General features: G+C 43.0%; 18 protein-coding genes and 1 other RNA gene. 1 reads left to right on the top strand and 18 read right to left on the bottom strand.

Annotated elements, in window-relative coordinates; all coding sequences use genetic code 11:
• Positions 1–31: 31 nt before the first annotated feature.
• The 5 genes from D6853_RS03070 to D6853_RS03050 are packed head-to-tail and all read right to left on the bottom strand — an operon-like array spanning position 32 to position 7,827.
• Positions 32–907 (bottom strand): sulfide/dihydroorotate dehydrogenase-like FAD/NAD-binding protein, encoded by an 876-nt coding sequence (locus tag D6853_RS03070; protein WP_120656336.1) that lies wholly within the window; start codon positions 905–907, stop codon positions 32–34.
• A 48-nt stretch (positions 908–955) separates the two neighbouring features.
• Entirely contained in the window at positions 956–2,407 is a 1,452-nt protein-coding gene (locus D6853_RS03065) for a chitobiase/beta-hexosaminidase C-terminal domain-containing protein (protein ID WP_120656335.1), read from the bottom strand.
• An 11-nt stretch (positions 2,408–2,418) separates the two neighbouring features.
• Positions 2,419–3,282, bottom strand: a complete 864-nt coding sequence (gene folD, locus D6853_RS03060; protein WP_120656334.1) for a bifunctional methylenetetrahydrofolate dehydrogenase/methenyltetrahydrofolate cyclohydrolase FolD — start codon at positions 3,280–3,282, stop codon at positions 2,419–2,421.
• 60 nt (positions 3,283–3,342) lie between these two features.
• Positions 3,343–5,019, bottom strand: a complete 1,677-nt coding sequence (locus tag D6853_RS03055) for a formate--tetrahydrofolate ligase (protein ID WP_092243562.1) — start codon at positions 5,017–5,019, stop codon at positions 3,343–3,345.
• Entirely contained in the window at positions 5,020–7,827 is a 2,808-nt protein-coding gene (locus D6853_RS03050; protein WP_120656333.1) for an FtsK/SpoIIIE family DNA translocase, read from the bottom strand.
• A 101-nt stretch (positions 7,828–7,928) separates the two neighbouring features.
• Here D6853_RS03050 and D6853_RS03045 point away from each other — a divergent pair, with 101 nt between their 5' ends.
• Positions 7,929–8,498 (top strand): hypothetical protein, encoded by a 570-nt coding sequence (locus tag D6853_RS03045; RefSeq protein WP_120656332.1) that lies wholly within the window; start codon positions 7,929–7,931, stop codon positions 8,496–8,498.
• 113 nt (positions 8,499–8,611) lie between these two features.
• Here D6853_RS03045 and D6853_RS03040 read toward each other — a convergent pair whose 3' ends face one another.
• From D6853_RS03040 to D6853_RS02980, 13 genes are all read right to left on the bottom strand, one after another.
• Entirely contained in the window at positions 8,612–10,381 is a 1,770-nt protein-coding gene (locus tag D6853_RS03040; RefSeq protein ID WP_120656331.1) for a methyl-accepting chemotaxis protein, read from the bottom strand.
• A 79-nt stretch (positions 10,382–10,460) separates the two neighbouring features.
• Complete coding sequence (proB, locus tag D6853_RS03035; RefSeq protein ID WP_120656330.1) at positions 10,461–11,258, bottom strand: glutamate 5-kinase; 798 nt, start codon at positions 11,256–11,258, stop codon at positions 10,461–10,463.
• A gap of 54 nt (positions 11,259–11,312) precedes the next feature.
• On the bottom strand, positions 11,313–11,828 hold the full coding sequence (locus D6853_RS03030; RefSeq protein ID WP_120656329.1) for an acyltransferase: 516 nt from the start codon (positions 11,826–11,828) through the stop codon (positions 11,313–11,315).
• A 20-nt stretch (positions 11,829–11,848) separates the two neighbouring features.
• A complete protein-coding gene (locus D6853_RS03025; protein WP_120656328.1) occupies positions 11,849–12,937 on the bottom strand; it encodes a glycosyltransferase family 4 protein in 1,089 nt (362 codons plus the stop codon).
• Positions 12,938–13,064: 127 nt separating this feature from the next.
• Positions 13,065–14,744 carry a glycoside hydrolase family 3 protein gene (locus D6853_RS03020; RefSeq protein ID WP_120656327.1) on the bottom strand — a complete coding sequence of 560 codons (1,680 nt, stop codon included), beginning with the start codon at positions 14,742–14,744 and terminating at the stop codon, positions 13,065–13,067.
• 92 nt (positions 14,745–14,836) lie between these two features.
• Positions 14,837–15,188: a transfer-messenger RNA gene (gene ssrA / locus D6853_RS03015) on the bottom strand.
• A 68-nt stretch (positions 15,189–15,256) separates the two neighbouring features.
• Positions 15,257–15,727, bottom strand: a complete 471-nt coding sequence (smpB, locus tag D6853_RS03010; protein ID WP_120656326.1) for an SsrA-binding protein SmpB — start codon at positions 15,725–15,727, stop codon at positions 15,257–15,259.
• An 18-nt stretch (positions 15,728–15,745) separates the two neighbouring features.
• Entirely contained in the window at positions 15,746–18,097 is a 2,352-nt protein-coding gene (gene rnr / locus D6853_RS03005; RefSeq protein WP_120656325.1) for a ribonuclease R, read from the bottom strand.
• A gap of 75 nt (positions 18,098–18,172) precedes the next feature.
• Positions 18,173–18,415 carry a preprotein translocase subunit SecG gene (gene secG, locus D6853_RS03000; RefSeq protein ID WP_199712996.1) on the bottom strand — a complete coding sequence of 81 codons (243 nt, stop codon included), beginning with the start codon at positions 18,413–18,415 and terminating at the stop codon, positions 18,173–18,175.
• 82 nt (positions 18,416–18,497) lie between these two features.
• Positions 18,498–20,045, bottom strand: a complete 1,548-nt coding sequence (gene gpmI, locus D6853_RS02995; protein WP_120656323.1) for a 2,3-bisphosphoglycerate-independent phosphoglycerate mutase — start codon at positions 20,043–20,045, stop codon at positions 18,498–18,500.
• 143 nt (positions 20,046–20,188) lie between these two features.
• Positions 20,189–21,913 carry a DUF4153 domain-containing protein gene (locus tag D6853_RS02990; protein ID WP_120656322.1) on the bottom strand — a complete coding sequence of 575 codons (1,725 nt, stop codon included), beginning with the start codon at positions 21,911–21,913 and terminating at the stop codon, positions 20,189–20,191.
• Between the two features lie 18 nt (positions 21,914–21,931).
• The gene (locus D6853_RS02985; protein ID WP_120656321.1) at positions 21,932–23,134 is read right to left on the bottom strand and encodes a cation diffusion facilitator family transporter; all 1,203 of its coding nucleotides are present in this window, start codon (positions 23,132–23,134) and stop codon (positions 21,932–21,934) included.
• 28 nt (positions 23,135–23,162) lie between these two features.
• Positions 23,163–23,831, bottom strand: a complete 669-nt coding sequence (locus D6853_RS02980) for a thiamine diphosphokinase (protein WP_120656320.1) — start codon at positions 23,829–23,831, stop codon at positions 23,163–23,165.
• Positions 23,832–23,841: the final 10 nt, after the last annotated feature.

The following is a 23,841-nucleotide window of genomic DNA, read 5'->3' as shown; positions in this document are numbered from 1 at the left end:
AATCTCCTATAATAGTTAATCGCGAAAAATGTTAGTTACAGTTACCGCATCCGCCGTGGTGTGTGTCACCTTCCTGGGCCTTGAGGTAAAGTCTTCCCTCTTCGGTCTTGTAAAGCTTCATACGGTTCATAGCCTGATCAAAGTCAACCTTGTGTCCGTCAAACTCAGGTCCGTCAACACAAGCAAACTTAACCTGACCGTCTACTGTAAGACGGCAAGCGCCGCACATTCCGGTTCCGTCAACCATGATAGGGTTCATGCTGACAATTGTAGGAATTCCGAGCTCTTCTGTAAGCTTACAAACAAATTTCATCATGATCATAGGTCCGATAGCAACGCAGTGATCGTACTTGTTGCCCTCATCCCAAAGATCCTGAAGTGCCTTTGTAACCATTCCGTTTCTTCCGTAAGAACCGTCATCTGTTGTGATATGAAGGTTACATACTTTCTTAAATCTGTCCTCAAGAATAACTAGGTCTTTGGTCTTTGCACCGATAATTACATCACAGTCAACTCCCTGCTCCTTAAGCCATTTAGCCTGAGGATATACGGGTGCTGTTCCGACACCGCCTGCGATGAACACGATTTTCTTTTTCTTAAGCTCATCGATGCTCTCTTCGCAAAGGTCGGAAGGTTTGCCGAGCGGTCCGACAACGTCTGCAAGGCTGTCTCCGGCCTTAAGTGATTTAAGTTTGTAAGTTTCTGCGCCGATAGCCTGTACAACTATCTCAACAGTTCCCTTCTCTCTGTCGTAATCACAGATAGTAAGTGGGATTCTTTCTCCTTCTTCATCCACACGGATAATAAGAAACTGTCCGGGTAAACACGCGCTAGCTACACGCGGAGCCTCAACGATCATCTGAAAGATGTTCGTAGTGAGCTCATTAGCCTCTAAAATCTTGAACATAGTCATCCTCCTAACAAGATAAAAAAATATTTAAAGCCTAGCAGCTTTTTATCGATTGGAAATTGTTATAAGGGTATATTGGCCACTTGAATCATACCCTAATCTGTTTACGGAGCCGTTATTGGTATTGACCGCATAAATACGTCCGGTCGCTGTTCTTGTACCATCGTTACTGACATGTATCTCATCAATAACATAGTATTCTCCGGCACCCTGTATCTCTATCTCCGATTTGTAGATATACTCATTATGTCCGGGGACACCTACTTCTTTGCCGGTGTCATCCAGGAGATAATTAAGTCTTACAAGTGTGCTGACCACACTGCTCACAGCCTGTTCCTTGGAGATAAGTCTTGTAAATACGAGATGGTAATCTCTTTCAACTATCTCGCTGTACTCACCTTCATTGTTAAATGCAATGAATTTAAAATGCGAAGTGCCCACAGGCATGGCGATCGGTGAAATGTACTGCTTGGAATCCAGTGTGGGATCCGAGCCGTCCGTAGTATAAAAAATCGAATTGCCCGGCTCGACAACAGCAACTATCATTGTGTTCTGGCTGTAATCACCGCTTGCTTCCATTATCTGCGGAGCATCGGGAACACCGGATTCGACTATATAAGTATTCTCAACTACAGAACTGATAAATCCGTATTTATTAACGGAAACAGCCTTAATATTGTACTCACCTTCGGTATCAAGCACTATCTCTTTTTCATAAGGGATAGCTCCGTTATCTGGATCCGAACCGTTTACCGTGTAGTAGATCACAAGTCCGTCGTCCGAAGCGGAATTGGACAAAGATACCGTAATGCTCTCCTCATACGTATCCGCAGCGGGATTCATAATGGGAGTGGCAGGTACATATTTATCCTTAAGGCCTCTGGCAATCTCGTTGTCATCCGTACTTAAAAGCTCAGCAATCTTGCCGTACTGACCGTTCTCCTTATATATGGATATAATGCCTTCGTAAGCATTGGTCACTTTCTCATCGGAAAACCGATCCGAGCTTGTTATATACTGCAGTGTCTCGACAGCTTTATCGGGATCACCGGCCTCCAGATAGTAATCGGAAAGCCTGAAAATAATCTCTGTACTGTAGGGATTCTCCTTTTTGCCCTCTTCAAGATATCCGATAGCCTTATTCATATCTCCGCTACTCTTGGCTGATTCCGCAAGACTTATATAATAAATTGCGGATCTGGAGTGAAAAGCAACGATAAAGAAAACAACTATCGCTATGATGATAATAGTAGCAGAAAATCCTAAAATTGTCGTGCTTTTTTTCTTTAACGCGCTAAAAAATTCCTTTCGCTTTTGAATACGCAAGGCTTTTAACTTAGCTTCCTTATTCAGTTCATCGGCAACTCCCGAAAGTGTGGCATTTATCTCATTTTCAACCTCCGGATCGAAGTCCGGAACAAAATTGATCTCTTTGCCGCATTCGTCACAATACATGTGTCCTTCGGGAATCTCTTTACCGCAAACGGGACATATCATAAGGCCTGACCTCAAAGTGAATTGTGCATAACTGCCGCTTCATAACAATTATTCATAAGCATCGCGATGGTCATGGGACCTACACCGCCGGGTACGGGAGTGATCGCACTTGCAATCTGTGAAACTTCATCATAAAGAACGTCACCGCAGAGCTTTCCGTCTGCGCCTCTGTTAATTCCGACATCAATGACAACCGCGCCCTCTTTGACATGCTCGGCGGTGATCATGCCGGCTTTTCCTACTGCTGCTATAAGAATATCCGCTCTCTTGCACACGTCCTTAAGATCTTTGGTTCGGGAATGTGCGATCGTAACAGTTGCATTCTCTCTGAGCATCAAAAGAGCCATAGGCTTACCTACAATATTGGATCTTCCGACGATAACGCACTCTTTACCGGCGATATCTATCTTTCCGTCGCAACCTCTTTTAAGAAGCTGGATAACTCCTGCAGGTGTGCATGATACAAAGCCCTGCTCGCCTATGCAGAGAGCTCCGACATTCATGGGATGGAAGCCGTCTACATCCTTATCGGGAGATATAGCATCAATAACAGTCTTTTCATCGATCTGCTTGGGAAGCGGCATCTGTACAAGAATACCGTCTACATCCTTTCTGTTATTAAGCTCATCGATGAGCTTAAGGAGTTCTTCCTGACTTGTATCTGCGGGAAGTTCATAGGATAAAGACCTATATCCGATATACTCGCAGGCTTTCTTTTTATTCCTTACATAGACCTGCGAAGCAGGATCCTCTCCGACAAGGATAACAGCAAGAGTTACCTCTATACCTTTTTCCTTCAAAAGAGCCGTCTTTTCCTTAAGTTCGTCCTTAATATTCTGTGAAATTGCTTTTCCGTCAATAATCTGTGCGCTCATCGTGTCTCCTGTTTTTGTAGAAAGATTTTTTAATATTATGTGCGAAATCCGCATTAACGCTTAGAACAATCCTGTTATCTTGCCTGTCTCATCGACATCGATGTCGTAAGCGGCAGGATGCTTGGGAAGTCCGGGCATTGTCATGATCGCACCTGTAAGTGCAACAACAAAGCCTGCTCCGGCTGAAACATACGCTTCTCTTACTGTGATGTTGTAACCTGTAGGTCTTCCGAGCATTGCAGGATCGTCTGAAAGTGAATACTGCGTTTTTGCCATGCAGACAGGGAGATTCCCAAATCCCATCTCCTCAATCTTGGCAAGCTGCTTGGAAGCTGCCGGTGTGTATGTAACGCCATCGGCGCCGTAAATCTCCGTAGAGATAGTATTGATCTTATCTTTGAGTGAGAGTTCATCCTTATAGATAGGTGCATAGTTAGAAGGCTTGTTCTTAATGCTCTCGACAACCTTCATTGCAAGATCCTGTCCGCCTTCTCCGCCTTTTTCCCAAACCTCTGAAAGAGCGAAGTTACAACCTCTCTCCTCACAGAATTTCTTGACGAACTCTGTCTCGGCTTCTGTATCAGTAAGGAATGAGTTAAGAGTTACAACAACGGGAACACCGTATTTCTGGATGTTCTCAATGTGCTTCTCAAGATTAACGATTCCCTTCTTAAGAGCTTCAAGATTCTCTGTTCCAAGCTCAGCCTTGGGAATTCCGCCGTTGTACTTAAGGGCTCTGATAGTTGCAACAAGAACAACCGCATCAGGCTTAAGTCCTGCGATCCTGCACTTGATATCAAGGAACTTCTCTGCACCGAGATCGGCACCGAAGCCTGCCTCCGTTACAGTATAATCCGCGATCTTAAGTGCTGTCTTTGTAGCCCTTACGGAGTTACATCCGTGAGCGATATTGGCAAAAGGACCGCCGTGTACAATAACGGGTGTGTGCTCAAGTGTCTGCACCAGATTGGGCTTAAGAGCATCCTTAAGGAGTGCTGCCATAGCGCCAACTGCCTGAAGGTCACCTGCTGTAACGGGTTCTCCCGCAAAGTTATATGCAACAATGATCCTGGAAAGTCTGTCCTTCAGATCGTTAAGATCGCTTGCGAGACAAAGAATTGCCATTATCTCGGAAGCAACCGTAATAACAAAGTGATCTTCTCTGGGAACACCGTCAGTCTTGGCTCCAAGACCTACAACGATATTTCGAAGAGCTCTGTCATTCATATCCTCGGCTCTTTTCCATATGATCTGTCTGGTATCGATCTGCAGTTCATTACCCTGCTGGATATGGTTGTCCAAAATAGCCGCAAGCAAGTTGTTTGCGGATGTTATGGCATGGAAATCACCTGTAAAATGAAGGTTGAGATCTTCCATCGGAACTACCTGAGCGTATCCGCCGCCGGCCGCTCCGCCCTTTATTCCGAAGCAAGGTCCGAGTGAAGGCTCTCTAAGAGCTATAACTGTCTTGTATCCTAATCTTCTGAGCGCATCTCCGAGTCCAACACTTGTGGTTGTCTTTCCTTCTCCCGCGGGAGTAGGATTGATGGCTGTTACAAGGATAAGTTTTCCTTCCTTGTTGCTCTGTACCTTTCTAAGATACTCCTCTGTAAGCTTAGCCTTGTGCTTACCGTAGAATTCAAGATCGTCCTCTTCAATCCCGATTCCTTCCGCTACATCTCTGATGTGTAGCATCTTTGCTTCCTGTGCGATTTCAATGTCACTTTTAAAAGCCATTTATTCTCCTCCTACATACCTATCAAACTCAGCTTTGGTCATTAGTACCTTTCTGGGTTTAGTACCTTCTTCATCGCCGACCACCCCGGCTTCACATAACTGATCCATAATCCTGGCGGCTCTGTTAAAGCCGATCTTGAACACTCTCTGGAGCATTCCTATGGACGCTTTTTCTTTTTCTATGATAATCTCTCCGGCTTGTACAAAATACTCATCCCTGTCCGGATCTCCACCTGTGGAAGCACCGCTACTTCCGCCGGACTGACTCTGGTAATTTGCAAGCTGTTCTTCAACACCTTCGCCGTAGCTTGATTGTATATCCTGATTTCTTATGAAATCCGTAACCGCCTGAACTTCCTTGTCGGATACAAATGCACCCTGAATTCTGGCAGGTTTCGTATAGCCCTGAGGATAGAATAACATATCTCCCTTACCAAGAAGCTTCTCGGCACCGTTGATATCGAGAATAGTTCTCGAATCAACACCGCTCGATACCGCAAACGCTACTCGGCTGGGCATGTTCGCCTTAATAAGACCCGTAATGACATCAACTGAAGGTCTCTGAGTAGCAATGATAAGATGAATACCCGCAGCTCGCGCCAGCTGTGTAAGTCTGCAGATAGCATCCTCAACTTCATTGGCGGATACCATCATAAGATCTGCAAGCTCATCTACAATAACCACGATCTGAGGCATAACGCTCATTTCGGGATCGCTGCTCTTCTCTGCAAGCTTATTGTATCCCTTGAGATCACGCACTCCCGCGTCGGCAAACTTCTTATATCTGTTAGTCATCTCCGCAACCGCCCAGTTAAGAGCTGCGGCGGCTTTCTTGGGATCCGTCACAACAGGGATCATAAGGTGCGGGATTCCGTTGTAAACACTAAGCTCAACGATCTTGGGATCAATCATGATCATCTGCACTTCTTCAGGCTTGGCCTTATAAATAAGGCTCATGATGATCGTATTTATACATACCGATTTACCGGATCCTGTAGCACCCGCAATAAGGAGGTGCGGCATCTTGGCTATATCGGTAACAACCGTCTTGCCCGCGATATCTTTACCAACCGCAAAAGCAAGCTTTGATGAAAAGTCCTTAAACTCTCTGGATTCAAAGAGGTCTCTTAACGCAACCGCTTGATTCTCTCTGTTCGGAACCTCGATTCCCACAGCTGCCTTGCCCGGAATCGGAGCTTCTATTCTGATATCTCTTGCAGCCAGATTCATCTTGATATCATCCGCAAGTCCGACAATCTTGTTAACTCGAACGCCCGCCTCAGGCTGAAGCTCAAATCTTGTAACCGAAGGACCCTGACTTATATCGGTAACGGTGACGTTAACCCCGAAGGTCTTAAGCGTCTCCTGCAATTTAAGCGCAGTTTCTTTGAGCTGCCTTGCAGAATCCGAATTCTTGTTTCTTGTTCCCTTTTCCAAAAGAGAAAGCGGCGGAAATACATACTTCTTGGACATAGCCTTCTTGTGCTGCTCAATCTCTTTTTCCATGCCGACATTAACCGTATGAGGACCGGGACCGTCAGGCACATGAGTGCTTGTAGGCATTGAAGCCGATGACGTGATCCTGGAGGACGCACCTGCGCTCCTTGAAATATGATCCTGCGCATGTACTACGTAATCTCCGTTCATTCCGTTTCCAAGGTTCTCCGCGTGAATCGGAACATCGGGAAGGATATCATCTTCAGGTAACTGCTCTTTGGCGGCCTTGGCTACAAGCTTGCCGCTTGAAACAGGCTCCTGTTCACCACGATGCGTGTAATCATCAGTCTCATCATAGTCGTCATAGCCCATTCCGTGGATCTTGATGCCTGTTTTAAAGGCTCTTTGTCCATCCGGCTCTACATCCGTCTCTATCTCGTGCTTCTTTAAGATGATCTCATGTATGTCATCATGAAATTCGTCTTCATCGGGAATAAAAATATTGTTCTTTTCTTCCTCGCTGCTTGCATCATGAATGCGGATCTCGCTCATATCATCCGCATCTTCACCTTCCTTGGAAAGCTGCGTATCAAGCATGACACCACGCACATTCTTTTCCATCCTAAGGATCTTCTCGTCCTCTTTTTGCTCGATGGCAAGGCGCCTGTCTTCCTCAATCTGAGCTCGTCTTTGTTCTATTCTCTCTCTTCGCTCTCTTGAGTATTCTCTGTAGTTGGCGGCGTCTTCTTTGGTCTTTTCGATGATCTTGCGACCGCCCTTCTTAATACCGCCCACAAATGACTGCTCGGTAAAGATAACAACGCTGGCAATACCGATCAAAAGCAGTAAAAGCGCAGTTCCGGCAAGCGACAAATACTTATATGAAAGATATGCAAGTGAGCCTGCGAAGAATCCGCCTCCGTTGTGTGCTCTTCTTGCTTCGTTGAAAACATATGAAATGCTGTAAGACTCAGTACCCTGCGGTCTTCCGGTGAAAAGCTCCAATATCATACCCAATATAATAAAAAGAATGATCCCGGAAACTATCTTCCTTGTAGAAGCGCTGGATCCGAAGTTGGCTACACCGATAACCACACAAAAAAGCGCAAGTAAAGGCGCAAGATAGGCCGTGAAGCCGAATAAGCCGAACAAAACTCCGCTTATGGTGTTTCCTATGCTTCCGCAGATACCGAAATTACACAAAAACAGGAAAATGGTAAGAGCTACCATTGCAATGACAATAAGCTCGCTTCTTAAGGAATAGTCAACTTCCTCATTAATATGGCGCTGATTGGTCCTTGAACCGCTCCTTGATGACGAGCTGTTGGATGATTTTCTTGTCTGTTTTCTCCCCTTGTTACTCTGTGACATGTTATCCCCTTATTTCTTTACAAAATCTCTATTAGTATACCATTTTTAGCACCCTTATGCTATACTTACGTTACTGTAGATTTAGAAAAAAGGAGATCACAATGGAATTCAAGCAGGAATTAGAAACCGGCACCTTTAAGATGATCGGATCAAACGAAACAACATTAAAAATTAAAGAGGTTGCCGAGAAATGCAGGCTTGTACGCTCGGATTCGGGAGTAAGAGTTGAACTTGCTTATACAGGCCCCAGCGCAAGCAAATATATGCAGTATGTAGAAAAGCACAAGGATGAGCTTACAAAGTTCCTCTTAAACCCTGATGAAGCAGATCTTTACGAGTGGCTTGAGACTTCTCATCAGAATGAGAACACACTTAAGAAGCATGAAAAAGAAAAACTTATACTCTATGTCAACTTCGATCCCACGACACGTATGATGCTTACAGGTATCGCAGATGACAACGTTACACTCAAGCTCGGTTCACCTCTTATGCAGGTCAACATTGACGAGCTCGACAGAGATCAGTTCAAACTTAAAATCTACAATATGCTTCTTCTTGCAGATGAGATTGCCGTAATGATGGGCAATTCCGATCTTCGAAAGATGACAAATATTCAGATAGTTAAGTCATATCTTACAGAGATCTATGACAAGTATCATGAGAATATCTGATAATACTATATAAGACAGTTTATATGATCCAATGAAAAACGGCATCGCCTTGAACCCTCAAGACGATGCCGATATTTTTGTCTCTTTTTACTGCCAGATAAAACTGATTGGTATTAAACAGTAACGAACTGCTTGGTGCTGTCGGAAAGCTGGCTTGTAACTTTGTTATTGTTGTCCATTGCTTCTCCGATACCCTGCATCTGTCCAACGATCTCAGTTGAGTTTGTTGCAGAAGTATTGATCGCAACTGTGCTCTCCTGAACGGACTGATTGATGGATGTAACATGCTCGGACATCTGCTCCATGATAACGCCGAGATTCTCAGCTTTCTCACTGAACTTATTGAGCATATCATCGATTATGGATGCAGTATTCTCATACTTGGCTCCAACTTCAACAAATGAATCGTAGTCTGAAAGAACGGTCGTATTGATAAATTCAAGCACCTGCATAGCATTATCCGAAAGTGCCTTAACCGCATCGGTAACACCCTGACTGATCTTCTGGATATTGCCCGCTGTCTGTCTGCTGTTCTCAGCAAGTGAGCTGATCTCTTCCGCAACTACAGCAAAGCCTCTTCCGGCTTCACCTGCTCTTGCAGCCTCAATACTTGCATTGAGAGCAAGAAGGTTAGTCTGAGATGCAATATCAAGAATTACGTTTGTAAGCTCACCGATCTGATTAACCTGCTCGGAATCCTGAACAGACTGCTCAAGTACGGCACTGAGCTCTTCCATCTTACTTCCTGTATTGCTCTTCTTCTGATTAACTTCTTCCTGAACGGATTCAGCCTCGATCTTGATGTGCTCAGCTGTCTCTTTTCCTTCTGCCACTTCTGCATTTATGCTGTCAGTAGCGCTCTTAACGTCAACAAGCTTCTCTGTCATGGTTGTAGCAGTTGCTGATACGGTATCCATACTTGCCGAAAGCTCCTGAAGAGCTGCGGAAGTATTGGTAACATTGTCATTGGCTTTCTGAATCTTCTCGGATACTTCTTCCTCGGAAGTAGTAAGGACAACAGTTCCGTTCTTAACTTCACGCATAACGTTCTGAAGATTCTCAATGAACTTGTTAAATCCATTTTTGAAGAAGATAAGCTCTGAGTTTGTCTTGGTATTGATCCTGGCTGTAAGATCTCCGTTACCGCTGTCAATATCATCAATAATGGTATTAACTTCATTGGAGATCGATCTGATCTTCTTAACTATAAGGAAATAGTTAAGGTTAAAGGTTATTGCAACACAGATAAGGAAGATAACAAGTCCTATAACAGACTTATAAACTGCCTGATTCCTTCTGCCTATCATATTGTTTATTGAACCAGTGGAAATATCGTTAACCGCCGCATTCAGCTCAACAAGCTGAGCGTCGATGGTATTCATAAGGTCTTTAACATCGCCTTCCATAACGACAGTACACTGTGCACCGGCTCCCGACTTAGCAAGATCCATGGCATTTTCTACCATCGTTACATAGGTGTCAACATTGGTACTGAGCTCTTGGGCGATACTAAGAGCCTTTACAGACTCTTCATCATCGTGCTGCTTAAATACATCAATGAGTGATGCCATAGAAGCCTTCAGATCCTCGAAATCAGCTCTGACTTCAGTATCAATTGTCGGTTTTAATTCTCTACTGGCATAAATATATACAAACGGTTGTGCAAAGATGTCGTAAATTCTGGTAGAAACGTTTCCCTCGTACATATTGGCCGAAGCAACATACTTGATCAGCTGATTGGAATTGTTTACTGTGTTATCCAGTGAATCCATCGTAGTGAACATCACTGCCCCGAAGATAACCAGCATCGCAACGTTTACTGCGATAACTTGGAACAAAATAGAATGAAACCACTTTACCCCTTTTTTCTTTTTGCTTTTCATACACACGCCTCCATATTAACTTTTATAGCAATATCAAAGAGGACGTCTCCTCCATGATAAAAACCATACAACTTAAGTATTACTCTTTCGCCACAAACAAAGTTCCGACTTTCTTCTTCTCGATGATGTCGTATAGCTTCTCCGGATACTTGCCGTTTGTAACAAGAACATCAATGCCGTGAGAAGTTGCAAGCTCAGCAGCTTCAAGCTTAGTGATCATTCCGCCCGTTCCCCTATTCGAGCCTGATCCCGAAGCTACTTTTTTAAGCTCATCGGTTATCTCCTCAACCCTGCTTATAACCTTGGCATTTGGATCGGTCTTGGGATTACCGTCATAAAGACCGTCTATATCGGAAAAGATAATAAGCTTACTTGCATTGCAGAACACCGCAACAAGAGCCGACAACATATCGTTATCGGAAAAAAGCTTCTTTTCGGATTCGATCTCCGTATGTGAAACGGAGTCATTCTCATTTACAATGGGAATAATGTGATTTTCCAAAAGAGCATCGAATGTGTTCTTTAGGTTTTCACTTCTTACCGGATTGCTGAAATCCGCATTATCAAGAAGTATCTGGCCTACCATCCTGTTGTATTCACCAAAGAACTTATCATAGAGATGCATGAGCTCAGTCTGCCCGACAGCTGCGGCTGCCTGCTTCATTTTGATCTCCTTGGGCTTCTGCGCAAGTCTCATCTTGCCTGCGCCAACAGCGATGGCTCCCGATGAAACAAGCACCAGGTCATAACCAAGATTCTCAACTCCCGAAAGAGCTCTGCATAAATGATCGAGAGCACGGATATCTACATTGCCGCTCTCGTTAGTGATAGTGGATGTTCCCACCTTAACAACAATTCTTTTTTTACTGACTGCCATGTCTTTTACACTCTCTTATAATGTTATTATTAATCCGGCCAATATGACATTTCATTATATATCGGCCGATCTCTTCTGAATTATTATAGCGTTTGGATTAATTTTTCCTTTTATTATGCTGCCCGCTCCGATAACAGCACCCTTTCCGATATGAGTTCCGCGAAGGATCACAGTTCCCGCGCCCACCCATACATCATCTTCTATGACTACATCAGAGCTAATAAACTCGCTGTCCGTCTTATTTCTGAAATCATGATCGTGATCTACGATAACAACGTTATTGCCGAATTTGCAGTTGTTTCCAATGGTTACGGATTTGGCTGCGGTAATACATGTCCCCGTGTTAAAAAAGCAGTGATCTCCGATCTTTAGCTCTCCTCCGTCGGCAACAAGATAAAGATTGCCTCTGTTCTGGTTATAGCTTCCGAGCGTGATCTTGCCTTTTTTGTAAATCTCAACATAAAGCTTGTCAAAAGTCTGAACCGCACCTGCCGAAAAAGCAGACAAAAAACGAACTTTCCTACATCCGATACCTATAAAATTTTTAAGATAAAGAAAGGGTGATCTCATTTTTTCCTCCGACTTTTTATTTAAAGGAAACTATTATATACCTCTTCAAGCTTGGCAATATGTGTATCAAAATTGTACTCTTTGTCAGCTATTTCATAGCTTGCTTTTGAAGCACGGATATAAACGTCCTTATCAGATAAGAGCTTGGCGATCCCGTCGCTTATGCTGTCAACGTCACCGGGGGCTGATATAAAGCCGTTTACTCCGCCTCTTACGATCTTTGGAATACCTCCGACATTGGTCGAAACAACGGGTAATCCGTACGCCATCGCATCAAGTATCGACATCGGAAGTCCTTCATCATATGAAGGCAAAAGATATATCGAGGATCCTTTTAAATACTTATCCTTATCCTCTCCTCTGACCCAACCGGGAAAAAGAGCTTTCTCCTTGGTCGTAACGCTGTAAACGTCATAGGTTATCTCTTCAACATCAGCCTGCGTTCCGCTTCCGCAAAAGACAAACGAAGCGTCGGGGACCTTTGCCAGAGTCTTTTTTACAATAGACGCAAAGTCGTAGCCGCCTTTTCTTTTTCCTAACTCTCCGAGGAAAAGAACCTGCTTCTTATCAAACCTTTCATCAAACAAACTCTCTACAGTTTTTCTCTCTTGGGGTCTGCAATAATTCTCGATGACTGTAAGTTTATCGTTTGGAACTAGCTGCGACATTGTCTCTTCCCACTCTTTGGAAAGAACAATTATCTTAGAAAAATCGTTATAAACCCGCTTTATAAGCCTTTTCTTCTTATCCGATGCGTCATGATAAAATGTCTTAAAATCCGCACCGTGAAGGTGATCGACTACAGGAATGCCTCGTCTCTTTGCCATGTACAAAAAAGGCTGCATCCTGTAAAAGCTGGGTCCGAAAGAAGAATGTATATGAACAAGCTCAGGTTTAAAGCTTTTTAAGACTTTACGGAACTCGAAGACACCCTTCAAAGCTTTGATAAGCTTTTGAAATTTACTTCCGTCACAATATGATTCAACATATCTGATGTCATATTTACTCTCAAGAGCGCTTCCATAATACCCGGATACAACAGCGGCTATTCCGCCTTTGACATCTTTCTGCTGAACTATCATGCATATCCTACGTCCGGTATCCGCCATACACCGTTTCCCACTATACCTTTCACATTCCCATTCATTCTCTCCCGCATATTTCTTGGGAAAGCTATGTTATATGGAAATAATATAACACATTCCAATAATGTTTAACAGTATACAATGTTCATTCTTAAAACAATTTATAAATAGCCGCAGTCACATTGATCCCCGGTCCATAACAAGCGACCAGCACATCCGCGTCATTAAGCCCTTCAAGATCATACGGAAGATTTGTACTCAATACCAAAGTCATTTTGCGGCATGTTTTAGCCTTTTGAAGCAATGTCTTTACTTCGGTATTTTCTTTGATTTCTTTTCCCGTTGAACAGGTTGATATACAAACCACAACATCCGCATCCCGGATGGCTGTATCCGCGTTAGCACCTACTCCTTTTTCATAGCTGACGTATTTTATCTCGTTTGCTCCGGCCTTCTCGGCTCCTGCCTTGATTGAAGCAAGCTGTGCCTCATCATGATAGAAAATTACTACCTTCTTATCCTTCGAGATAGGATACACGCCTTCGTTCTTCACGCCTTTTACGGCTGCCAATGCGATATCCCATTCCACAGCCTTATGCTCCTTGGAACCGACAACACTTGCAGCCTTTTCCCCGGAAGCTCTTACCTTCCCGTTATAAAGGCCGTATTTATCCTTGATCTTCATGATCCTGTTTACAGATTCATTTAATCTGCTTTCGGAGATTTCTCCGCTTTCAACCTTGGCTGCAAGACCTTTGATATAAGCATCCAGATTATTTATATCTGCTTCAGAAGTAAGTCTTACAGGCATCAAAAGCATATCCGCGCCTGCATTGATCGCCCTCGCAGATGCATCAAGCTTATCGAAATTGACGGTTATTGCATCCATCTCCATGGAATCCGTTATGATAAGTCCCTTATATCCAAGGTCTCCTCTAAGGATATCCGTCAAAAACTTTTTGGAAAGAGTAGCCGGAAGGAAAATGTTTTGTCCCGAACTTTTGGATATGCAAGTCTCTTTTTCTATCTTCGGGTACTGAATATGCGCTGTCATTATGAAATCCGCGCTCTTAGCCAATGCAGCGTATGGAACAAGTTCAGTTTTCATCATCTCTTCATAGCTTTTGTTGACCACAGGAAGTCCCGTATGGCTGTCAACGTCCGTATCTCCGTGCCCCGGGAAATGCTTAAGACAGGACATTACATTTTGATAATGAAGTCCCATCATATAACTCTTTCCAAACTTGGTAACCACATTCGGATCTTCGGAAAAAGATCTTACGCCTATAACAGGGTTTGCAGGATTGCTGTTAACATCAACAACCGGTGCAAAATCAAGATTAAAGCCCTGCACGGCGAGCTCTTCTCCGATCACGCTCGCAGCCTTATATGCATTTGAAACATCTCCTGTGGCCGCAACCGCCATGTTACCGGGCATATTTGTTCCCGTTTGCAGACGGGTAACTCTTCCGCCTTCCTGGTCTACAGCAATAAACATATCGTATTTAAAGCCGCCGTTTTCATGCGCATCCTGAATGCTGTTGATAAGCTCAGTAGTCTGAGTCGCATCCTTAGTATTCTGACCAAATAAGATCACTCCACCAAAATCGTACTTTCCCAATACTTTTACAAGCTCCGGATTTAAAGCTGTAATATCTGTCCCATTCCAGCTTCTCAATGATGGCATGATCATCTGTGCCAGCTTCTGTTCAACTGTCATCACTTCTATGATCGGATTCTTAGCTTTACTTGCTACGACGTCAACAGTGTTATGACTTATCATCCCCACGACCATAACTCCCGTTAACAGTATTGATACCCATCTCCTCATAAAAACCTCTGTAATAATTAATCGTCAATCTTCTTGGCATACGATTTTTTGTTGCCTATATTATAAAAGCCGCATAATCATGCGGCTTTTAAGTATGGATTAGGCGGGAGTCGAACCCGCGTCCAAAAACTCATCCCCTGTCCTTCTACTATCATAGTCAATTATTCCGGGATTCTGCATCCCTGTTCCCTCATGCCGCGGTAATTGACAACTGCAAACAATCGGTAGCTTCATGATACGACCATAGCCGCAAAGCTTAAGCTATGTCGTTTCCTACAAAGTTTGACGCCGATTACCGAATGTGTAGGTGCACCCGGGTCGACGTGCTGCATTTAGGCAGCTGCTAATTCTGTGTTAGCGTTTAATTTTAAGTTGAGGTTTAACGCACCGTCCTGCGGATAGCTTCTCCAGCTTCAAAATCCCTGTCGAAACCTTTACTAACCCTTATTAAATTTGTATTGCTACTACAGTATATCGGTAACAATCATCAAAATCAACAGATAGAACCCTCTTTATTTAAATTTAAGCTTAAACTCTTTCTCGACTTCTCTCTGCTGATCCTTCTTGGCCATATCCGCTCTCTTATCATAGAGCTTCTTACCTTTAGCAAGACCGATCTCGACTTTGACCTTGCCGTTCTTAAAGTAGACCTCGAGAGGTACAAGGGTGTACCCCTGTACCATTTTCTGCTGGTCAAGCTTTCTTATCTCAGCTTTGTGCAAAAGAAGCTTCTTAACTCTTAAGGGATCCTTGTTAAAGATATTACCTTTCTCATAAGGGCTTACATTCATGCCCATGATAAAAGCTTCACCCTTATCAATACTTATCCAAGCTTCTTTTATACTGCACTTGCCCTGACGTATTGATTTTACCTCGGTTCCAAAGAGCTCGATACCTGCTTCGTACTTCTCCTCGATAAAATAATCGTGATATGCTTTTTTATTGTTAGCTACAAGCTTTCTAGCCTTGTTATCTTCTGCCATGTTACTTACCTGTTTTCTTTATCTTTTCTTCTTTCTGCCCTTGCCCTGCGCACTTCTTGCCGCCTTGCTTGTTGCAGACTTCTTGTACTTGTGGACCTTGTAGACCTTTCTTGTGGACTTGGTCTTCTTATCCGCCTTCTTATCAGATTTCTTAGAAGCTTTTCCTTTGGCGGTCTTTGAGGAAGTTTTGGATAATTCCTTCTTTGCCTTTTTCAAAAGCCTATCTACTTCTTCTGAAATCTGCGCATTATCAGCCTCTTCCTTGGCTTTTTTACTAAGGGTTCTTATCTTCTTGGCCTTGTCACCGGCAAGCTTACGAGCCTTTGGGACATACTCTTCTTCATAACGCAATTCATCTTCATTCTCATCAAAGTCTTCATCAACAAGCCTGAAGTCGATAGTCTTTGAAATCCTGTCGGCTCCTACAACCTTTATATTAACCTTCTGTCCAAGAGTGTATTCCTTGTGATACCTCTCGCCGACAAGCTTCATCTGAGCTTCGTCATATACGTAGAAATCATCCGCCATAGAAGCGGCAGCGACCATTCCTTCGCAGGAATTCTCAAGTTCAACAAAAAGACCCCAAGCGGTCACACCGGATACAACTCCCTCAAAAACTTCACCGATATGTTTTTCCATGTACTGAGCCTTCTTGAGCTTATCGGTCTCACGCTCGGCTTCTTCCGCTCTTCTTTCCGTCTCGGAAGAATGCTTGGCAACTTCATCGAGGATCTCACTGTAATGAAGCATCTTAGCTTCATTCATCCTGCCTCTTAAATGATCCTTGATTATTCTGTGGATCTGAAGATCGGGATATCTTCTGATGGGAGAGGTGAAATGGCAATAGTAATCAAATGCAAGTCCGAAGTGTCCCGTACATTCCGTGCTGTACTTGGCCTGCATCATACTGCGAAGAGTCATCCTGCTGATAACAGCCTCTTCCTTGCTTCCCTCTATATTCTTAAGGAGCTTTTGCAGCTCTTTTGGCTTAACCCCCTCATCACGTCTTGTCTTTATGTGAAGTCCGAAGCTGCTCACAAAAGCTGAGAGTGTCGAGATTTTCTCCGGATCGGGCTGCTCATGTATACGATATACGAAAGGACTCTGAAGGAAATAAAAGTGCTCCGCAACCGTCTGGTTAGCAGCAAGCATGAAGTCCTCAATAAGCTTCGTTGCCGTGTTTCTCTCATGAGGAACGATATCTATGGGATTTCCCTCTTTATCAAGAATAATCTTGGTCTCGGGGAAATCAAAATCTATTGCACCCTTCTTCTCTCTCTTTTTCCTAAGAATGGATGAAAGCTTGGCCATATCCTTGAACATGGGTACAAGCTCTTCATATTTAGCAATCTCTTCTTCGTCCTCATCCTCGAGTATCTTGGCAACGGAAGTATATGACATCCTCTCGTTGACATTTATGACAGTCTCGGCAATCTCATGATCGATAACGCCGCCGTTCTTATCAATGGTCATAAGACAAGAAAGAGCCAGCCTGTCCTCGCCGTGATTGAGCGAGCAGATACCGTTTGAAAGCCTGTGAGGCAGCATGGGTATAACCCTGTCCACAAGATAAACACTGGTTCCGCGCTTTAATGCTTCTCTGTCGAGAGCCGACTTTTCCTGAACGTAATTGGTTACATCGGCAATATGAACTCCGAGATGATACAGTCCTTCATCATCAATAGAAAGACTTACAGCATCGTCGAGATCCTTGGCATCCTCTCCGTCTATCGTGACCATAGTCACATCTCGAAGATCCATCCTTCCAAGCATATCGGCTTCGCTTATGACATCGGGGCATTTATTTGCCTGGTTTATCACCCTCTCGGGGAACTCCGTCGGGATATCGTAGTTCTTTACAATAGATAATATATCGACACCGGGATCGTTGATGTTTCCGATGACCTCTTTCACCTTGCCCTCGGGCTTCTGCCTCTTCTTGGGATCGCCGTAATCGGTGATGGTGACAACGACTTTATCTCCCGTAACAGCGCTTCCGTGGAATTCTATAGGTATAAAGATATCGCTTGTAAACTTATCGCTGTCGGGAATGACAAAACCAAAGTTTTTCTCGGCCTGATATGTTCCGACGATCTCCTGAATCCCTCTGACAAGTATATTTCTGATACGTCCTTCTTTTCTTTTTCCGCTCTGAACGGGAAGGATCTCCACTTCTACGGTATCAGTATGAAAAGCTCCGTGAACATAGTCCTCGGGAATAAAGATATCCTCATCCTCACCCTCTATCGTCACAAAGCCAAATCCCCTTGCATTGGAAATAAACTGACCAACCACGTGATTGTCAGTGTATTTCTTACTATTACCGAATAAGCTTTCTTCTACTCTTTTAAGTCTTCTTCCTTTACTCATATTCCCTCATAAAATAATTAAGGCACTCTATTTTATTATAGAGTGCCTTGCGATATTCTTACAATAACAGTTCTATCAGAACATGTGCATGTTAAGAATGATACTGAGTACGATAAACAAAACAGATAAAATAACCGTTACAGTCTTTAAAACTCCTTCTTTAGAACGGCCTCTGTTCTTGCCCCAATATGTATTCTCAACTGTTCCCTGAATAGCACCAAGTCCCTGATTCTTACCTTCCTGAGCAAGAACAAGCACAACAAGTGCAAGGCAGATCAATATAAAAATAATTCCAACTAAATAACTTAAAGTACTCACGAAATACATTCCTCCCGGTACATATTCTGCATATTAAAGAATCATGCGCTAAATGTCGCGCACAAATTACTTTATCATATTATCACTTTTTAATCAACAAAGACTTTCCTGTCATCTCTGCAGGCTGCTCTTCACCCATGCACTCGATAAGTGTGGGAATGATATCAGCAAGGCATCCGCCCTCTTTAAGAGTGTATGCAGGATCATAGTTAACCAGGATGAAAGGAACAGGGTTTGTTGTATGAGCTGTCCAAGGCTCACCTGTCTCGTAATCGATCATCATATCCGCATTACCGTGGTCTGCGCAGATGAACATTGTTCCGTTAACAGCCTTGATCGCATCAACGATCTTGCCAACGCACTCATCTACAGTCTCGATAGCGGAAACCGCAGCGGGGATAACACCTGTATGTCCTACCATGTCGGGGTTGGCGAAGTTTGCAACCACAACATCGTACTTCTGAGAGTTGATCGCATCAAGAATCTTCTCGCATACTTCGGGAGCGCTCATCTGAGGCTTAAGATCGTATGTGGGAACGTCCTTGGGAGAGTTTACAAGAACTCTGTCCTCTCCGTCATTGGGCTTCTCAACGCCACCGTTAAAGAAGAATGTAACGTGTGCATACTTCTCTGTCTCGGCGATACGAGCCTGCTTAAGTCCCTTGGCTGCAAGCCACTCACCAAATGTGTTGGTAAGAAGAACCTTCTTAAATGCAACTTCTTTATTGGGAATAAGAGGATCGTAGTCTGTGAAGCAAACGTAAGTTACGTCAAGTCTCTTTCCTCTGTTAAACTTATCAAAATCATCATCGCAGAAGCAATGTGTGATCTCTCTTGCTCTGTCGGGACGGAAGTTAAAGAAGATGATTGAATCCTTATCCTTAACTGTAGCAACGGGTGCTCCGTTCTTCATGATAACTGTAGGGATAACGAACTCGTCTGTCTTACCGTCCTTGTATGTCTGAACCATGCACTCGTGAGCGCTGTCAGCCTTGTTGCCCTCGCCCTTTGTAAGAGCATTGTAAGCAACCTCAACACGGTCATAGTTATTATCTCTGTCCATAGCATAGTAACGACCTGAGATAGAAGCGATCTGGCCTACGCCAAGCTCTTTCATCTTGTCTTCAAGCTGCTGTACAAAGTCAATTCCGCTCTCCGGAGGAGTATCTCTTCCGTCAAGGAAGCAGTGAACATAAACTTTGCTGAGTCCATTCTTCTTGGCAAGCTCAAGAAGTCCGTAAATATGTGTAATGTGGCTATGTACGCCTCCGTCTGAAACAAGTCCGTACATATGAAGTGCTGAATCGTTGGCCTTGCAATTGTTGATTGCTGCCATAAGTCCCTCATTAGTAAAGAAATCTCCGTCTTCAATAGACTTGGTGATTCTAGTGAGTTCCTGATATACGATTCTGCCGGCACCCATGTTCATGTGACCAACCTCTGAGTTACCCATCTGTCCGTCAGGAAGACCTACAGCAAGTCCGCTGGCAAGTCCCTGCACAAAGGGATATTCCTTCATAAGTGAATCCATCACGGGTGTGTTCGCCATAGCAATGGCATTACCCTCGGGATTGGGATTGATTCCGTATCCGTCAAGGATCAAAAGAACTGTTGGCTTTGAACCTCTCATTTATATATCCTCCATCTTCTACGCATATAGCGATTAAAAAACTAATAAAATAAATTTTTACCACTGCATAGTATATCTCATATAACCGCTTTATGACAAGATAGGTTTATCGGTTTTGGACAGCATAAGATGATTAACGGGATTTATTTCACAACATATCCGTTTACATCAATGCTGTCTATTATCTCGGTATTGTAATTTGTACAAATATCTATATCAACTATTATGAACTCTCCGCCGTTCTTAAGCTGAATATTTTTATTTATTACATTCTCAAGCTTTTGCTCCTCAGCACCGGTAGCACTTAGCCTTAGCAGCTCGCTTATCACGTTGCCAAGCCTAACCTTATCAATAACCTTGTCACCACTGTAAATTTCAAGCTCATCCTTCATCGGATCTATTCCGTCAGTTTTATCATAAAAAATCTTTACAGTATAAAGATCGGTATAAGATCCTTTAATCTTAAAGTGACTATCGTTACTCCTGAACACGTATATTCCATTCACATAATTAATATTCTCGACAAGCTCTTCCAATTCAGCCATCTGATCTTCGCTGTAATTTTTTTCTATATAAACCTGCCCCGGTACTCCGCAATCCATATTAAGGGTTATGTATGCTTCATGTGCTTCTCTTATGGTTCTGCTTCCGGCTTTATCAGGATTTGAAATATATTTGATTATCCTGCCCTTCTGAGATGCGATAACAGCTGAATATACATTGATTCCCGGAACCAACAAAGCAGCAAAGAAGATTACGGCAACAACAGCAAGTATAGCCTGCATTGCCTCTTTCTTTCTGATCATGTTTATAACGTACAAAATACAATATATAAGTTCAAATACAACAACCGCTATTCCGACGTATCTGTTTACAGTAAGCCCGTATCCCGAAATACGAATCGAAAGAGAAATAATCTGCAAAACAATAAACGGAATAAACAAAAGCGGCATTATCCTGAAAACTTTTCTCAAAGACTTATCACGTATGCCTTGCGCCATAGTCCAAATAAGTGCCCCGATAAAAAACAGCGATGTCAGGATAGGAAATACCTGATTTGACGGAAAACTAAAAGTCACCAGAATCTTAATTATGTAAGCATATACGATCAAAAAAGAAATTGCCAAAAGCCCCGGAAGTACATAAGTCAGCATAACTTTGCCAAATTTGGATATCTCTTCATCTGTATTCGACAATCCGCTCAAAAGACAAGGGTATTGCACAAGTCCCAAAAGAACAATCCACAAACGTATATATACCGAAGAATCAAGCTCAAACAAAAGCGCATTGAATGCTGTAATAATAAGAGTCAGGCCAATAGCGATAACAAAGAAAACAAGCTCTGCCTTCATCACTCCGCAAAAAGCCTTTGCTGTATATGTTTCAAACGAACACATACTCTTTTTATAAAAAAAGAAAAGAGAAACGCAGACTGCCGCTACAACCAAAACTACCGTGAACCTTATCACATAATCAGATATCTGTCTGACCAACAGCTCATTCACTCCGCACATCCCGGAAATTTCAACACTGTTGTATACATTAAACAAAGCGGAAAACGCTCCAAGCAGTGCACTAAAAGCCAATACCGCCACATTGGTGATAATATACTTTTTATTATCAAAAGAATAAGTCGGCTCACTCTTTCTTTTGCATTCACGATATACCTCACATACAAGTGCACCGAATGCAAAAACGAAGAATGCGATAGCAATAACATCCATCACATCTTTTGCGGCTTCATAACGATCAAACCCATCATAAGTAATACAGAAAAGAATCATCGAGATAAGCACACTGAAAAAAGATACCGGATGCCTTTTCAAAATCTGTTTAAATACATTTTTAAGCTTTTTAAAACCTAACATCACTTTCCTCCTAAGCGTTTATTTAGTTACTAAACCTGATCTGTCATCTATTTTATCATTAACTTTATCAATTGTGATATCACATTCTATTCCCGGTTCCGCGCCCTTTATATGATCATCAAGATATTTGATGATCTCCGCATCCTTAAGGTCGTATTTGTACGGCACGAGAATATCGAAGGCAACTCGCCTGCAATCGCCCTTTGCATGGATCACTCTGAAATCGTGAAAGCTAAGCTTGGGATCAAGCTCCGCCACGATGTGTGTCACCTTCCTCTTAAGCTCTTCGGAATATTCATCACCTGTAACAACGGGATCCATATGTATAACTACCATGCACCCGTACTTTGTTCTTATCTCATTTTCGATATCATCGACAAGATCGTGAACCGTTACAATATCCTTATCTCCCGGCACCTCAACATGGAGAGAAACAAAGTTCCTTCCCGGTCCGTAGTTATGTATCACAAGATCGTGAACGCCGAGAATGCCGTCAAAATCAAGAACAAAATCCTCGATCTCTTTTACAAGTTCCTTGCTGGGCGGCTCCCCAAGAAGCGGACTTATCGTATCTTTGGCTGCCTCATATCCCGTCTTAATGATAAAGATACAGGCAATGACACCGATATATCCGTCAAGAATAATTCCGGTCTTATGTGAAATGAAAGCAGAAACAAGAACGATCCCTGTCGTAATGACATCCGATATACTGTCCATGGCAGTGTTCTTTAACGCGGCGCTTCCTATCTTCTTTGACGCCTCGAGATTACCGTGAAACATTATTAATTTAATGATTATGGAAAAAATAAGAATTCCGGCGATAACGCCGTTAAACAAAGTTTCTTTCGGATGAATGATCTTTTCTACAGAAGACTGCATGAGCTCAACGCCCATGATCACAATGAAAAGAGCCACAATAAGGCCCGCAACGTACTCAAGTCTGCCGTGTCCGAACGGATGCTCTTCATCCGCTTCCTGTCCCGAAAGCTTAAAACCAACGAGCGTAACAATGCAGGAAGCCGCATCCGATAAGTTATTGAACGCATCACCCATTATAGAAATGGAACTGCTCACAATACCGGCAAAAAGCTTAGAAGAAAACAAAATAATATTAAGGCAAATGCCCACAATTCCGCTAAGTATCCCGTACTTATTTCTTACTTCAAGATCATCCGTATTGTTATGATCCTTTATAAAAAAAGCTGCAAGGAAAGATATCATAAGTTCTACAAGCTGAGGTCAAAACACTCTATTTCTCAAATTCCAGACAAATTAAAAGCGTTCCGTTTTCTACCGTCAGCTCAGCCTCCTCATCAAGGATAAATTCATTACTTACGCCAAGCGGAAAATCAGATGACAGCTCACCGTGATCAAGCGTATAACTAAGTCCCTTGATCGTAACGCCTTCCGATTTTTCGGATAAAGAAAAGACAGAAATATAACCTGTATTCCCTTTATTGAATTTAACGGTCTCATTCTCGGCTATCATGAGCATTTTGTCATGATCCATGATATATCCGTCCGCGCCGTTATGTTTAATATACAATAAAGTCTGTACATTGGCAAAGCTGTGGTCGAACCTGTGTCCGCCCAGTGCGCCGTACAAAAAGATCTTTTTATAGCCCTTTAAAAGAGCTATCTTAACAGCCTTCATCGTATCGGTATCATCTTTACGAACCTCAAGCTGCATTATTCTGTTCGGGTCACTGCTTTTGATCTCATCAAGCGTTCTTACGGCGTCGGGTCCAAGCTCTTCCAAAGAATCAAAGTCTCCCACGATCAGATCCGGAAGAATACCAAGGTCTCTTGCATACATAAATCCCGCGTCACAGGCTATACAATAATCTCCCTCTTCTATTGGAATTTCTATAGGCGTAAAGCTCCCCGCTGAAATAATCACGCATCTAGGTTCTCTCATAACATCTCCC

Source organism: Butyrivibrio sp. X503, assembly GCF_003625475.1.
Lineage (GTDB): Bacteria > Bacillota > Clostridia > Lachnospirales > Lachnospiraceae > Butyrivibrio.
The sequence above is the reverse complement of the archived record's forward strand: the minus strand, read 5'-3'. Positions and strand labels throughout refer to the sequence as shown.

Coding starts and splice junctions, on each gene's coding strand:
- gpmI (WP_120656323.1), bottom strand. CDS start 20,045: ATGAGAGGTTCAAAGCCAACAGTTCTTTTGATCCTTGACGGATACGGA.
- D6853_RS03020 (WP_120656327.1), bottom strand. CDS start 14,744: ATGAGGAGATGGGTATCAATACTGTTAACGGGAGTTATGGTCGTGGGG.
- D6853_RS03045 (WP_120656332.1), top strand. CDS start 7,929: ATGGAATTCAAGCAGGAATTAGAAACCGGCACCTTTAAGATGATCGGA.
- D6853_RS03070 (WP_120656336.1), bottom strand. CDS start 907: ATGTTCAAGATTTTAGAGGCTAATGAGCTCACTACGAACATCTTTCAG.
- D6853_RS03025 (WP_120656328.1), bottom strand. CDS start 12,937: ATGGCGGATACCGGACGTAGGATATGCATGATAGTTCAGCAGAAAGAT.
- D6853_RS03040 (WP_120656331.1), bottom strand. CDS start 10,381: ATGAAAAGCAAAAAGAAAAAAGGGGTAAAGTGGTTTCATTCTATTTTG.
- D6853_RS03050 (WP_120656333.1), bottom strand. CDS start 7,827: ATGTCACAGAGTAACAAGGGGAGAAAACAGACAAGAAAATCATCCAAC.
- D6853_RS03030 (WP_120656329.1), bottom strand. CDS start 11,828: ATGAGATCACCCTTTCTTTATCTTAAAAATTTTATAGGTATCGGATGT.
- smpB (WP_120656326.1), bottom strand. CDS start 15,727: ATGGCAGAAGATAACAAGGCTAGAAAGCTTGTAGCTAACAATAAAAAA.
- D6853_RS03065 (WP_120656335.1), bottom strand. CDS start 2,407: ATGATATGTCCCGTTTGCGGTAAAGAGATTCCCGAAGGACACATGTAT.
- folD (WP_120656334.1), bottom strand. CDS start 3,282: ATGAGCGCACAGATTATTGACGGAAAAGCAATTTCACAGAATATTAAG.
- rnr (WP_120656325.1), bottom strand. CDS start 18,097: ATGAGTAAAGGAAGAAGACTTAAAAGAGTAGAAGAAAGCTTATTCGGT.
- D6853_RS02980 (WP_120656320.1), bottom strand. CDS start 23,831: ATGAGAGAACCTAGATGCGTGATTATTTCAGCGGGGAGCTTTACGCCT.
- D6853_RS03055 (WP_092243562.1), bottom strand. CDS start 5,019: ATGGCTTTTAAAAGTGACATTGAAATCGCACAGGAAGCAAAGATGCTA.
- D6853_RS02985 (WP_120656321.1), bottom strand. CDS start 23,134: ATGATATCTTTCCTTGCAGCTTTTTTTATAAAGGATCATAACAATACG.
- proB (WP_120656330.1), bottom strand. CDS start 11,258: ATGGCAGTCAGTAAAAAAAGAATTGTTGTTAAGGTGGGAACATCCACT.
- D6853_RS02990 (WP_120656322.1), bottom strand. CDS start 21,913: ATGTTAGGTTTTAAAAAGCTTAAAAATGTATTTAAACAGATTTTGAAA.